This is a genomic window from Kitasatospora phosalacinea (assembly GCF_000717185.1).
In the GTDB taxonomy this organism is placed as follows: Bacteria; Actinomycetota; Actinomycetes; order Streptomycetales; family Streptomycetaceae; genus Kitasatospora; species Kitasatospora phosalacinea_A.
This window is the reverse complement of sequence record NZ_JNYE01000016.1, coordinates 24,567-37,868: the sequence shown is the minus strand read 5'-3', so window position 1 is coordinate 37,868 and position 13,302 is coordinate 24,567. Positions and strand designations below refer to the sequence as shown.

13 protein-coding genes are annotated in these 13,302 nt (G+C 75.0%); 12 read left to right on the top strand and 1 reads right to left on the bottom strand.

Annotated elements, in window-relative coordinates; genetic code table 11:
* Positions 1–29: 29 nt before the first annotated feature.
* Positions 30–1,124 (bottom strand): alpha-hydroxy acid oxidase, encoded by a 1,095-nt coding sequence (locus tag OO57_RS09280; RefSeq protein WP_033251853.1) that lies wholly within the window; start codon positions 1,122–1,124, stop codon positions 30–32.
* 188 nt (positions 1,125–1,312) lie between these two features.
* Here OO57_RS09280 and OO57_RS09275 point away from each other — a divergent pair, with 188 nt between their 5' ends.
* From OO57_RS09275 to OO57_RS09220, 12 genes are all read left to right on the top strand, one after another.
* Positions 1,313–2,719 carry a class I adenylate-forming enzyme family protein gene (locus OO57_RS09275; protein WP_051777002.1) on the top strand — a complete coding sequence of 469 codons (1,407 nt, stop codon included), beginning with the start codon at positions 1,313–1,315 and terminating at the stop codon, positions 2,717–2,719.
* 131 nt (positions 2,720–2,850) lie between these two features.
* On the top strand, positions 2,851–3,117 hold the full coding sequence (locus OO57_RS09270) for an acyl carrier protein (RefSeq protein WP_033251851.1): 267 nt from the start codon (positions 2,851–2,853) through the stop codon (positions 3,115–3,117).
* On the top strand, positions 3,117–3,497 hold the full coding sequence (locus tag OO57_RS45290; protein ID WP_234337278.1) for a hypothetical protein: 381 nt from the start codon (positions 3,117–3,119) through the stop codon (positions 3,495–3,497). Before OO57_RS09270 ends, OO57_RS45290 begins: the two co-directional genes overlap by 1 nt.
* A complete protein-coding gene (locus OO57_RS09260; RefSeq protein WP_081973560.1) occupies positions 3,494–4,606 on the top strand; it encodes a beta-ketoacyl-[acyl-carrier-protein] synthase family protein in 1,113 nt (370 codons plus the stop codon). Before OO57_RS45290 ends, OO57_RS09260 begins: the two co-directional genes overlap by 4 nt.
* A gap of 183 nt (positions 4,607–4,789) precedes the next feature.
* On the top strand, positions 4,790–5,422 hold the full coding sequence (locus tag OO57_RS09255) for a hypothetical protein (protein WP_199811232.1): 633 nt from the start codon (positions 4,790–4,792) through the stop codon (positions 5,420–5,422).
* A 114-nt stretch (positions 5,423–5,536) separates the two neighbouring features.
* On the top strand, positions 5,537–7,183 hold the full coding sequence (locus OO57_RS09250) for a class I adenylate-forming enzyme family protein (protein ID WP_033251850.1): 1,647 nt from the start codon (positions 5,537–5,539) through the stop codon (positions 7,181–7,183).
* A complete protein-coding gene (locus OO57_RS09245; protein WP_033251849.1) occupies positions 7,180–8,457 on the top strand; it encodes a beta-ketoacyl-[acyl-carrier-protein] synthase family protein in 1,278 nt (425 codons plus the stop codon). The genes OO57_RS09250 and OO57_RS09245 overlap by 4 nt, the downstream gene beginning before the upstream one ends.
* On the top strand, positions 8,454–9,455 hold the full coding sequence (locus OO57_RS09240; protein WP_033251848.1) for a VOC family protein: 1,002 nt from the start codon (positions 8,454–8,456) through the stop codon (positions 9,453–9,455). The genes OO57_RS09245 and OO57_RS09240 overlap by 4 nt, the downstream gene beginning before the upstream one ends.
* A 16-nt stretch (positions 9,456–9,471) precedes the next feature.
* Positions 9,472–10,473 carry a phytanoyl-CoA dioxygenase family protein gene (locus OO57_RS09235; protein ID WP_234337277.1) on the top strand — a complete coding sequence of 334 codons (1,002 nt, stop codon included), beginning with the start codon at positions 9,472–9,474 and terminating at the stop codon, positions 10,471–10,473.
* Positions 10,470–11,438, top strand: a complete 969-nt coding sequence (locus tag OO57_RS09230; protein WP_199811231.1) for a thiamine pyrophosphate-dependent dehydrogenase E1 component subunit alpha — start codon at positions 10,470–10,472, stop codon at positions 11,436–11,438. Before OO57_RS09235 ends, OO57_RS09230 begins: the two co-directional genes overlap by 4 nt.
* Positions 11,435–12,397 (top strand): alpha-ketoacid dehydrogenase subunit beta, encoded by a 963-nt coding sequence (locus OO57_RS09225; RefSeq protein ID WP_081973559.1) that lies wholly within the window; start codon positions 11,435–11,437, stop codon positions 12,395–12,397. Before OO57_RS09230 ends, OO57_RS09225 begins: the two co-directional genes overlap by 4 nt.
* Before the next feature lie 103 nt (positions 12,398–12,500).
* Positions 12,501–13,283 carry a DUF3050 domain-containing protein gene (locus OO57_RS09220; RefSeq protein WP_033251847.1) on the top strand — a complete coding sequence of 261 codons (783 nt, stop codon included), beginning with the start codon at positions 12,501–12,503 and terminating at the stop codon, positions 13,281–13,283.
* The last annotated feature ends 19 nt before the right edge of the window (positions 13,284–13,302 follow it).

Below are 13,302 nucleotides of genomic sequence, written 5' to 3'. Positions count from 1 at the left end.
CTGTCTTTGTCGGTACTCCGTCACGTCCCCTATATATAAGGAGAGCGGGACGCGAGCGCGCCGCGGTCGAGGTCCGCGAGGGCGGGTCGGCCGGCCAGCACCAGGGTGTCGAGCAGTTCCTCGCGCAGCAGGTCGAGCACGGCCCGGGCGCCGTCCGCGCCGCCGTGCGCCAGCCCCCACAGCACGGGCCGACCGACCAGCGCGGCGCGGGCGCCGAGGGCGACGGCCCTGGCGAGGTCGGCGCCGTGTCGCAGGCCGCCGTCGACCAGCACGGGGTGGTCGGCCGGGACGGCGTCCACCACCTCGGCGAGCGCGTCCGGTGCGGGCGGGGTGCCGTCGAGCTGGCGGCCGCCGTGGTTGGAGACCACCAGGCCGTCCGCGCCGTGGTCGACGGCGAGTTTCGCGTCCTCGGCGGTGAGCACGCCCTTGAGCAGCAGCGGCAGCGTGGTGCGGCGGCGCAGCCAGGCCAGGTCGGCCCAGGTGACCGTGGGGTCGAACTGCTGCCGGGAGTGCTCCTCGATGCCGGAGCGGCCCGGTTCGGCGCGCGCGGCGCCGCTGGTGAGCCGGGCGGCCAGGTTGGCGGCGGTCGTGCCGGGCGGCAGCGCGAAGGCGTTGCGCAGGTCGCGCAGGCGGCGGCCGACCTTGGGCGCGTCGACGGTGAGCACCAGCGCCCGGTAGTCGGCCGCCTCGGCGCGGGCGACCAGGGCGGCCAGCGCCTCCCGGTCGCGCAGCCAGTAGAGCTGGAGCCAGCGCGTCCCGCCGGGCGCGGCCGCGGCGATCTCCTCCAGGGTGCGGCCCGCGAAGATGCTGACCACCAGCAGCGCCCCGGCCGCGGCGGCGGCCCGGGCGGTGGCGCACTCGGCGTCGGGGTGGGCCAGCCCGTGGTAGGCCATCGGGGCGACGCCGTACGGGGCGGCCAGCCGGGCGCCGAACAGCTCGGTGCTGCAGTCGGGGGCCGAGACGTCGACCAGGACGCGCGGGCGCAGCAGGTGGCGGCGCCAGGCGTCGGCATTGGCGCGGGCGGTCCACTCGCTTCCGGCCGCGCCCTCGAAGAAGTCCCAGATCACGGCGGGCAGTCGGGCCTGGGCCAGCGCGCCGTGCTCCGCCAGGGTGAGCGGAACCATCGCGTCCGAACCTCCTGATGATCCGTCAACTCGTGCGAAAACGAGGGACAGCGTAGGGGGCGACCGCCCACTGGTATAGACCTTGACCCTTGATGCGCTCCCGTGCAAAGGTCGGCACCGACGGGGGATCCACACTGAAGCATCACAACTTCCGACCTTTGCTTCCCACACGAGCGCGTGGAGTTGCGTTGACGCTTACCCCAACCCCGGTGCGCGGCGGCACGGTTGCCGCGGACTGGGTGGACGAGCAGTTACTCGCCGGACCGGACGGCGAACCGTGCCTGCGCTTCGGCGCTCCGGTGGCCAGGGGCACCTTGCGGGCCCTGGTGGCCGAACGGCAGCGGCAGTTGGCCGCCGCCGGGCTCGGCGAGCACGGGACGGTGGCGCTGCGGATGCCGCCGTCGCCGGAGTTCGTCGCGGTCCTGCTGGCCGCGTGGCGCTCCGGCGCGCAGGCGGTCCTGCTGGACCACCGGCTGACCAGCGTCGAGGTGGACCGCGCGGTGGAACGGCTGCACCCCCGGGTGCTGGTCGAACTCGCCGACGGGCGGCCGCGGTTCCGGTCGCTGCCGGGAGGCACCGCGGCCGCCACCGGGCACGCCCTGGTGCAGCTCAGTTCGGGGTCGACCGGCCCGTCCAAGGTGATCGCCCGGACGGCCGCCGACCTGTTGCGCGAACTCGACTGCTACGCACGGCTGCCGGAGTTCCCGGCCCGCGGCGAGCGCACCGTCCTGCTGTCCTCGACGGTGCACGTGCTCGGCCTGGTCGGCGGACTGCTGCACGCCCTGCACGCGGGCGTGGAGCTGGTGGTGCCGCAGCGGATGACCCCCGCGGGCATCCTGGCCACCGTCGCCGAGGGCGCCGCCCCGACCACCGTGATCGGGGTGCCCTTCCACGCCGAGTTGCTGGCCGCGGCCGCGGCGCCGCCCCGGCTGCCGCAGCTGCGGCGGATGATCGTGGCCGGTGAACTCGTCCGCCCGCAGCTGCCCGCGGCGTTCCGCGAACGCTTCGGGGTGCCGCTGGGCACCATGTACGGGATGACCGAGACCGGCGTGATCGCCACCGACCTGTCCGGGCGCAACCACCCGGCGGTCGAACCCGTCCACGGCATGGAACTGTCGTTGGACGGCGGCGAGTTGCACATCGCCCGGCCGGAGTCCCCGTACCTGGGCCGAACCGACCCGACCCGCTGGTCGGACGGCCTGCTGCACACCCGCGACGCCGCCCTGGTCGAGGCCGCCACCGGCCTGGTCACCGTCCTCGGGCGGCGCGACTCCCAGATCTCCATCGGCGGCCTCAAGGTCGACCTCAACGAGGTCGAACAGGCCCTCACCGGGCTCCCCGGTGTGGTCGAGGCCGTGGTGCTGTTCGCCGACGGCGCGATCGAGGCGTACGCCGCGACCGCCGAGGGCGTCACCTCCTCGCCGTCCGAACGGGGCGGCCCCGCCGAGCAGTTGCGCGAACTGCTCGGCAAGGAACTGGCGGGCTACAAGCTCCCCCGCCGACTGCACCTGATGCCGCAGCTGCCCCGGACCGCCACCGGGAAGCTGCTGCGGGACGCCGCCGCCCTGCGCCGACAGGCCGACGCCGCCCGCTGACCACCTCCCACCCCTCCGGCGCGGTGCGCCCGGCCCGGTGGACGGCTCCAGACACCGTCCGCCCGTCCGTGGGTGCCCCCTGCCCGGAAACACCCCCCCTTTCCCCTCCCGATTGCGCTGGAGATCCGTCCATGCAGGAACAGATCCGCTCGTTCGTCCTCACCACCCTGTCCGGGATGAACTACGACGTCTCGCAGGTCACTTCGGAGACCGACCTCGGCCCGGCCGGCCTCGACCTGGAGTCGCTGGCGCTGGCCGACCTCGCGGTGCAGGTCGAGGAGGAGTTCGGCATCCGCTTCGAGCTGGACGACATGGAGTCCACCGCACTGATGACCATCGACGAGTTCAGCGCCGAGGTCGCCGCCCGGATCGCCAAGACCTCGGTGGGCACCGCCTGATGAGCACCGATGCCGGAACCCGTTTCGGCCGGGCCGAGGCACTGGCCATGCTCGCCCGCTACGGCGACCGCTCGCCCGAGCAGGTCGACGAGCACCTGGGCTCGCTGGAGCTGACCTGGCTGATCGCCGCGGCCGAGCAGGCCTACGGCGTGCAGCTCGACCTGGACGACGAACGGCTGGACGCCATCCGCACGGTGGACGACGCGGTCGACGCACTCGGCGCCCAGATCGCCGCGGCCGGTGGCCCGGCCGGTGCGCCGGTCGCTGCGGCCGGTGCCCCGGTCGGTGCCCCGGTTGTTGCGGCCGGTGCCTCGGTCGGTGCCCCGGCCGGTGCCCCGGTCGTCGCGGGGGCCGCGGACGCGGGGGCCGCCGCGCCATGACACCGACCGCGCTCCGGAACGGTCCGCCGCGGCGCGCCGTCCTGGTCGGCGGCATCGGCGTGCGCTCGGCGTTCGGCGCGGGGCTCGCGGCGCTCACCGACGGCGTGCTCGCCGGGCGGCCCGCGTTCACCCCCGTGGAGCGCTTCGGCACCGCCGGGTACCGCGCCGACCGGGCCGCCACCGGGCCGGGCTCGCCCCGGCTGGCCGACCAGCTGGTCGCGGTGCTCGCCGAGGCGGGCGCACTCTCCGACCCGACCGAACAGCAACTCCCTGACAGAAGAGAAGAGTTGATGCTCGCCCTGCACGGCGACCGGCGGGCCGGACCGGTCGCCGCGGAGGTCGCGGACCGCACCGGCCTGCACCCCCGGGTGTACACCGGTGCGTGCGTCGCGGCGTCCACCGCGGTCGCCGACGCGGCCGCGCTGATCGCCACCGGCCGCCGCGAACGCGTGCTGGTCGCGGCCGGGTACCTGGTCGAGCCGGACACCTTCGCGGTGTTCGACGCCGGACGGGCGCTGGCCCAGGACGGCGCCGTGCGCCCGTTCAGCCTGGGACGGCAGGGCATGCTGCTCGGCGACGCGGCGGTCGCCGTGGTCCTGGAGTCCGCCGCCGCCCTGCACCGGCGCGGCGGCCGGGCGCTGGCCCGGATCGCCGGGTGGGCCAGGACCGGGGACGCCTTCCACGTCTGCCGCCCGCACCCCGCCGGGACCGGCCTGGCCCGGGCGGTGCACGGCGCGCTGGCCCGGGCGGGCGCCGCGCCGGAGGCGATCGGCTACGTCAACGCCAACGGCGCGGGCTCCAAGCTCGGCGACCTCGCCGAGGCTGCCGCCCTGCACACCGTCTTCCCCGCCGGCACCCCGCCGGTCAGCTCCACCAAGTCCGTGCACGGCCACGCCCTGGAAGCCTCCGCGCTGCTCGAACTCGCCGCCACGGTGGGCGCGTTGCGCGCCGGATCGCTGCCCGTCAACGCGGGCTGGCAGACCCCGGACCCGAACTGCCCGCTCGACCTGGTCCTCGACCGCCCCCGCCCGGCCGCCCCCGGCCTGGCCCTCAGCATCAACGCCGCTTTCGGCGGCGCCAACACCGCGCTGCTGGTCGCCCCCGCCTGAGCCTCATCGCCAACCCGCCTTCACCACAAGCGCGTTGGACCTTCCTCGCACCTGCACCTGCACCTGCCCGCCCCTGCCCGTCCCTGCCCCCCCTGCCCATGCCCGCCCGTGCATGCCAGTCCTTGCCCGCCCTTGCCCGCTCCCGTCCGGCCGTCCCCGGCCCGTCCTCCTGGTGGCTCCCGCATGACCGCCCCGACCTCCGTCCCCGCTCCCGTCCCCGCTCCCGTCCCCGCTCCCGTCGCCGCTCCCGCCTCCGCTCCCGTCGCCGACCCGGCGCCCTCCGCGCCCCCGGTCCCCGACGTGGGGCCCGTCGCGGTGCCCCGGCTGTCGGCCGGGCCGCTGCGGGTGCTGGCCCGTGCCCGGTGGCCGGAGCGGCCCGCGGACGAACTGCCCGCCATCGCGGGCTTCGTGGAGTCCGCGTTCAGCCCGCTGGTGGCCGAGACCGCCGAGCGCTGCCTGCGCGCCCACCACGGCCCGCCCCCGGCGACCGGGGCGCCGCGCACCGCACTGCTGCTGGCCAGCCCGAGCGGCGACACCGGCACCGCGGACGCGCTCGCCCGGGCCACCGCGAACGGGCAGCGGGTCGCCCCGCTGCTGTTCTTCCAGTCCAACCCGAACGCCGTCCTCGGCCACCTCGCCGCCCGCTGGCAGCTGGACGGCCCGGTCGTCGCACTCGGCCCCGGCTTCGACGACGAACGCGAACTCCACGAGCGGGCAGCCCTGTTGATCGAGGACGGCGACGCCGAGCAGGTCCTCGTGGTAACCGCCGTCCAGGGACCGCCCGACCACGCCACCGCCGTCCTGCTCGCCCCCTGAACTGCCTGGACCCCCCGAGCTCCCAGCCCTCAACCGCCCAGCCCCCTGAGCCCCCTCGCGCCCCGCGGCCCGCCGAGGGACCCCCTCTCCCGCACCACGAGAAGAACGGGAACGATGAGCCTCCCCAGCCTGCGCGCCACGCTGTCCGCCGACAGCTCCGTCGGCGCCGGAAACGTCCTGACCACCCGCGTCGAGCAGGGCCTCGGCCTGGACTCGCCGACCCTGACCTTCGACACCCCGGTCGACGGGCACCCGGCGCACAGCACCCTGACGCTCCGTCAACTCGACTTGGCGGTACGGGCCCGGGCCGCCGCCCTGCACGCCCGCGGGGTGCGCCGCCGCGACCCGGTCGCCGTGCAGGCGTCCGCCGCGGCCGACCAGGTGCTGTCCTTCCTCGCCCTGAGCCGGCTCGGCGCGATCCCGGCCCTGCTCAACCCGGCGCTGGACGCGGACACTTCGGCCCGCTACCTGCGCCGGTTGAACGCGACCGGGCTGCTCGCCGACACCGCGCACGCCAAGGTCCTCGCCGACCTCGACCACGGCGTGCCGCTGCTCGCCGACACCGCCGAACTCGCCGACGGCGAACCGGAGTCGGCGCCCGACCCGTACCGGCACTGGTCCACCGACCCGGTCGCGATCACCCACTCCTCGGGCACCACCGGCCTGCCGAAGGCGGTGCTGCACTCGCACGCCAGCCTGTACGCGGCGATCCGCCACCGCCTGCTGCTGCCGCGCCCGCAGGGCATCGACCGGGTGCTCAGCGCGCTGCCCGCCGCGCACGCCGCGACGCTGATCGCCGTCAACCTGGCGCTCAGCTTCGACGCCGAGCTGCACCTGATCTCGCAGCAGACCGGCCCGGCCGTGCTGGAGGCAATCGAGCGCTGGCAGCCGCAGGGCGTCTACGGCTTCGCCACCACCTGGGCCGACCTGGCCCGGCAGGACCTCACGGCCCGCGACCTGTCCTCGGTCGGCCTGTGGTGGAACACCGGCGACTGCGCCCACGAGGCGCACATCCGCCGCCTGGTCGCCCAGGGTTCGCGGGTGACCGCGACCCGGCAGGGGCGGGTCCGCACCGCCGGGTCGGTGTTCATCGACGGCCTGGGCTCCTCCGAGATGGGCCACTCGCACTTCCACATCACCCACACCGTCGACTCCGACCGGTACGGCCGCTGCGTGGGCCGTCCGCACGCCTTCGTCGACTGCGCGGTCCTCGACCCGGACGGCAACGAGCTCGGCCCGGGCGAGGTCGGCGAGCTGGGCACCCGCTCCCCCACCCTGTCGCCCGGCTACTGGAACGACTCGGTCACCACCCACCGCGCCCGGGTGCGCGACTACTTCCTCACCGGCGACCTGATGTACCGCGACGAGGACGGCTACTACTACCACGTCGACCGGGCCGTGGACACCGTCGACCTCGGTGACGGCCGCCGCCTGCACACCGCCGCCAGCGAGGAGCGCGTCCTGGCGGCCTGCCCGGACGTGCACGACTGCACCGTGGTCGCCTTCCGCGACGGTGACCGGACCGTCGCCGACGTGCTGCTGCAGCTCGACCCGGCCGCCGACCGGGACGCAGGCCGGGACGCCGACCGCACCGCGGAGGTGCTCGCCGCCCTGGAGCCGCACGTCGCCGCCGTGGTGCGCACCGTGCTGGCCGTCCCGGACGGGCAGATCCCGCTCGGCCCGACCGGCAAGGTCCGCAAGGTCCTGCTGCGCCGGCGCCACCTCGCCGAGAACGCCGCGGCCGGGGCGGGGGCACCGTGAGCCCGGCGAGCCCCGTCGCCGCGCAGGTCACCGGCATCGGCTGGGTGACGCCGCTGGGCCGCGCCGTCCCGGAGGCGTTCCGCGCGCTGGCGGCGGGCCGCTCCGGCCTGTCCGCGCCGCCGGAGGGCCACCCGGCGGCGGGCTGGCTGCGGGTCGCGGGCGTCTCCCCGCACGTCCCGGCGACCGAGGTGCTGCCGCCGACCGAGACCCGGGTCGCCGACCGCTTCCTGCTGCTGGCGCTGGCCGCCGCCGAGGACGCCCTCGCCGACGCGAAACTGACGATCCGTCAGGACACCGACCCGGAGCGGGTCGCGGTGGTGCTGGGTACGGGCGGCGGCGGGCTGGAGAGCTACGAGCAGCAGGCCGCCGGGCGGCGCGAGCGCGGCCGGGCCGCGGTCAGCCCGTACCTGCTGCCGGGCATGCTGTCGAACATGGCGGCCGCCCGGATCGCCATCAAGTACGGCATCCGCGGCTACAGTTCGGCCGTGATCACCGCCTGCGCGGCGGGTGCGCAGGCGATCGCCGAGGGGCTGCGGCTGATCAGGGGCGGCGAGACGGACGTGGTGGTGTGCGGCGGCGCGGAGGCCCCGCTGCATCCGACGATCGCCGCGGCCTTCGACAACTCCCGGGCGCTCGCTGCTGGTTGGGAAGACCCGGCGCAGGCCTCGCGTCCGTTCGACGCCCGCCGCAACGGCTTCGTGCTGGGCGAGGGCAGCGCCGTCCTGGTGCTGGAGAGCGCCGGGCACGCGGCCGCCCGCGGCGCCTCCGGGTACGCCGCCCTGGTCGGCTGGGGCGCGGCCACCGACGCCCACCACCCGACCATGCCGCGCCCGGACGGTGCGGGCGCGGTCTCCGCGATGCGGGCCGCGCTGCGCTCGGCGGGCCTGCCGCCGTCGGCCGTGGACTACGTCAACGCCCACGGCACGGGAACCAAGTTGGGCGACCGGGCGGAGGCCTCGGCGCTGCGCGAGGTGTTCGGCGCGCACGAGCCGTGGGTCAGCTCCACCAAGGGCGCGACCGGCCACCTGCTGGGCGCCTCGGGAGCGGTGGAGGCCGCGGTGTCGGCACTGGCCGTCGCCGAGGGCCTGCTCCCGCCCACCCTGAACCTCGAACAGCCGGACGAGGCCTGCGCGTTGCGGCACGTCCGCGGCGCGGCCGAGCACAGCGTCGTGCGCCACGCCCTGTCCAACTCGATCGCGTTCGGCGGCCACAACCTGAGCCTGCTGTTCGGGCCGCCGAGCATCACGGCCAAGCACCTCGGAGGGGACTCATGACCGTGCCGGGCATCGCGTACACCGAACTGTACGTGGAGGACGCCCACAAGTACGCCGCGCAGTTGCGCGACGACTGGGGCTTCACGTTGAGCGAGCCGGCCGCGGCCGCGCCGGGTACCGCGCAGGTGGTGGCGCACCAGGGCTCGATCCGGGTGCTGGTGACCTCGGTGGTGGAGGCCGAGCACCAGGTCGCGGCCTGGGTGCGGCGGCACGGCGACGGGGTGGCGGTGGTCGCGCTGCGGCACACCGACCGGGTCGCGGCGGCCGCGGCGGCCGAGCGGGCGCTGAACGCGGGCGGCGGCTGCCTGGACGGGGCGGGCACGGTCTCCGGTTTCGGTGACCTGGCGGTGCGCTTCGCCGGGCCGGAGGACCTGCTGCCGGAGGGCGAACTGCCGGGCGAGGGCGCGCTGTTGTCGCTGGACCACGTGGCGGTGGTGGTGCCGGGCGGGCAGTTGGCCGCCTCGGTGGACTGGGCGGTGCGCGGGCTGGGCTTCCGGGAGGTGTTCCGGGAGTACGTGGAGGTCGGCGACCAGGCGATGGACTCCCGGGTGGTGCAGAGCCCGTGCGGGACGGTCACCTTCACCCTGCTGGAGCCGGACACCTCGCGGGCCGCCGGCCAGATCGACGGCTTCCTGGAGGCGCACGGCGGCGCGGGCGTCCAGCACCTGGCGTACGCGACGGGCTCGATCACCGCCGCGGTGCGGGAGTTGGCGGGTCGCGGGGTGGCGTTCCTGAGCACGCCGGGCGCGTACTACGAGGCGCTGGAGTCGCGGTTGGGCCCGACGGCCATCCCGGTGGCGGAACTGCGCGACACCCACGTGCTGGTGGACCGGGACCACGGCGGCGAGCTGTTCCAGATCTTCGCCCGCTCCACCCATCCGCGCCGGACCTTCTTCCTGGAGCTGGTGGAGCGGCGCGGCGCGGGCAGCTTCGGCACCGCGAACATCAAGGCCCTGTACGAGGCGGTGGAGCGCGAGCGCGCCACCGCGGACAGCTGAGCAGAGGAGAACGGACGTGTCGACCGCCATCGAGCAGTTCGAGTTGACCGAGGAGGAGTCGGCGCTGCTGCCGACCGTCGAGGAGGTGCTGCAGTACGCGGAGCGCGGCTGGTACCTGTCCCGGCGGCTGTTCTCGGACGCCGAGCTGGACGCGCTGCAGGCCGCCACCGAGCGCTACTACGCGGGCGAGCGGGACCGCGAACTCCCGGCCGTACCGCCGCACCTGGCATCGTGGAAGCCCTCGGACGGGCCGGTGCAGCGGCACAACGACTACGTGCACTACGAGCACGCGGAGATCGGCCGGATCCTGCGCAAGCCGCTGCTGGGCGCGGTCGCGGCCCGGCTGGCACAGGCGGAGGAGATCCGGCTGTTCCAGGCGACGCTGATCTACAAGCCGCCGGTGCCGGGCGAGCCGAGCAACGTGGTGCCGTGGCACTTCGACAAGCACTACTGGCAGACCTCCACCTCGCAGCGGATGCTGACGGCGTTCCTGCCGTTCCACGACTGCACGGAGGAGATGGGCACCATCACCATGGTGGACGGCAGCCACCGCTGGGAGGAGCGGCCGGGCGGCGACGACTCGACCCGGCACTTCGCGGCCCGGGACCGTTCGGAGCTGGATCAACTGCTGCACGAGAACGCCGAGTTCAACGGCACCGAGGTCCGTACCGTGCCGGTGGAGATCCCGCGCGGGCACGTGTCCTTCCACCACTGCCGCACCTACCACGGCTCGGGCCCGAACCGGTCCGCGCAGCCGCGCCGGGCGGTGTCGCTGCACCTGCAGGACGGGTCGAACCGGTACCGCTCGTTCCTGCGGCCGGACGGTTCGCCGGTGGTGTACAACCACGACGCGGTGGTGCGGCGCGACGCGGACGGGCGACCGGACTACGCGGACCCGGAGTTCTGCCCGGTGCTGTGGCGGTCGGAGCTGGGGCTGCCGGGGTCGGGGCCATCGGAGCTGGGGCTGCCGGAGCTGAGGCTGCCGGGGTCGGGGCTGTCGGGGCGGTCGGGCCGGTGAGCCTGCCGCACCTGGCGGATCCGGCGGGTCGGTACCGGACGATGCGGCTGATCCGCTCCTTCGAGGAACTGGCCCTGGAGTGGGTGCGTTCGGGCCTGGTCGTCGGCGGCACCCACCCGTACAGCGGGCAGGAGGCGGTGGCGGTCGGGGTGTGCGCCGCGCTGGATCCGGCCGACCAGCTGACCTCCACCCACCGCGGGCACGGGCACGTGCTGGCCAAGGGCGCCGACCCCGGCCGGCTGCTGGCCGAACTGCTGGGCCGCGTCGGCGGATTGAACGGCGGCCGCGGCGGTTCGATGCACGCCGCGGACTTCTCGCTGGGCATCCTGGGCGCGAACGGCATCGTCGGCGCGGGCGCGCCGATCGCGGTCGGCGCGGCCTGGGCGGCGCAGCGGCGCGGTGAACCGACCGTGGTGGCCTCGTTCTTCGGCGACGGCGCGCTCAACCAGGGCGTGCTGCTGGAGTCGTTGAACCTGGCGTCCATCTGGCGGGCGCCGGTGGTGTTCGTCTGCGAGAACAACGGCTACGCGACGACGCTGCCGGCCGCCTCGGCGGTGGGCGGTTCGGCGTGCGGCCGGGCGGCGGCGTTCGGCATCCCGGCCGAGACGGTGGACGGGATGGACGTGGAGGCGGTCCGGGCGGCGGCCGGGCGGGCGGTGGAGCGCGCGCGCTCGGGCGGCGGGCCGTCGTTCCTGGAGTGCCTGACGTACCGCTTCGAGGCGCACCACACGATGGAGCGGCGCTTCCGGCTGTCGTACCGCGCCGCCGAGGAGGTGGCGTCCTGGCGGGAGCGCGACCCGCTGGCGACCGATCTGCCGGAGGCAGCGGCGATCGACCTGGAGGTGGCCGAACTCCTCGCCGCCGCGGCCGGGTTCGCGCTCGCCTCGGCGGAGCCGGATCCGGCGACGGCCACTGACCACCTGTACGCGAGCGGGCTGCGGCCCCGGTCGGGAGCGGCCCTGTGACGCTGTTGTCGTACGCCAAGGCGATGAACCGGGCGCTGGCGGACGCGCTGGAGGCCGATCCGGCGGTGTGCGTGTTCGGCGAGGACGTCGGCGCGGGCCTGGCCGGGCTGACGCCGGGCCTGCAGCAGCGCTTCGGCGCCGGGCGGGTGGTGGACGTGCCGCTGTCGGAGCAGGCGTTCACCTCGGCGGGCATCGGGGCGGCGCTGAACGGGATGCGTCCGGTGATCGAGTTGCAGATCCCGTCGCTGCTGTTCCTGGTGTTCGAGCAACTCGCCAACCAGGCGCACAAGTTCTCGCTGATGACGGGCGGGCAGGCGCGGGTGCCGCTGACCGTGGTGGTGCCGGGTTCGGGTTCCCGCAGCGGCTGGGCGGGCCAGCACTCGGACCACCCGTACGGCCTGTTCGCGCACGTCGGCATCAAGACGCTGGCGCCCGCGACGCCCACCGACGCGTACGGGCTGCTGAGTTCGGCGATCCGGGACGACGACCCGGTGGTGCTGTTCGCCCCGGCGGGCGCGCTGGGGGTGCGCGAGGACGTGACGGCGCCGCTGGTGCCGGTGCCGATCGGTGCGGCCCGGGTCCACCGTGCGGGCAGCGACGTGACGGTGGTCGCGGTCGGCCACCTGGTGCACCAGGCGCTGGCGGTGGCCGAGGAGTTGGCGGGCGAGGCCTCGGTGGAGGTGCTCGATCCGCGCACCCTGTACCCGCTGGACCGGGCGGCCCTGGTGGAGTCGCTGGGGCGCACCGGCCGCCTGGTGGTGGTCGACGACTCCAACCGCTTCGCCGGTTTCGCCGCCGAGGTGCTGGCCGTCGCCGCCGAGGAGTGCCGCCTGCTGGCCCCGCCCCGCCGGGTCACCCGCCCGGACGGGGCGGTCCTGCCCTTCGCCCTGGCGCTGGACCGGGCCCTGCAGCCGGACGCCGAGCAGCTGCGGGACGCGATCCGGGCCGTCCTGAAGTGACTGCCCCTTCGGGCAGTCGTTTTCCAAGCCGTACTACCGCTGCGTCCACCCACGTAGTGTCCATGTGCCTCATCCCCCGCCACGTCACACAAGGAGAGCAGTCATGAGCGACCGCTACCACTGGGACCGCAGCCACCCCGGCCTGACCGCCCTGCGCGAGTCGATCGAGGAGGTCCGCCGCGAGGTGGTCTCCCACCCGATGTACCTGTCGCTGGACAACCTGGAGAAGGTGCGGACCTTCCAGCAGACCCACGTGTTCGCCGTCTGGGACTTCATGTCTCTGCTCAAGTGCCTGCAGCGGCAGTTGACGTGCGTGAACCTGCCGTGGCTGCCGGACGGCCCGACCGCGAGCCGTCGGCTGATCAACGAGATCGTGCTGGTGGAGGAGAGCGACGAGCTCGGCGACGGCTACATCAGCCACTTCGAGCTGTACCTGGACGGCATGGCCAGGGCGGGTGCGGACACCGCTCCGGTCGAGGCGTTCCTGGCGGCGGTGCGGTCCGGTCTGCCGGTCGCAGAGGCTGCGAAGGTGGCGGAGATCCCGGAGGCGGCGGCCGCGTTCACGGCCGTCACGTTCTCGATCATCGAGGACGCGCCGGTGCACTGCCAGGCTGCGGCGTTCGCGTTCGGCCGGGAGGACCTGATCCCGGAGATGTTCGAGCAGGTGGTCCGGATCGACGACGCCGACGGCAAGTTGACCGTCTTCAAGGACTACCTGGCCCGGCACATCGAGGTGGACGGCGAGCAGCACACCCCGATGGCGATGCAGATGCTGATCGACCTGTGCGGCGACGACACCGAGCGCTGGGAGGAGTGCGCGGCGACGGTCCGCACCGCACTGCGGGCCCGGGTCGCGCTGTGGGACGCGATCACGGCCGCGCTGTGACACCGTGAGGCGGCCGGGT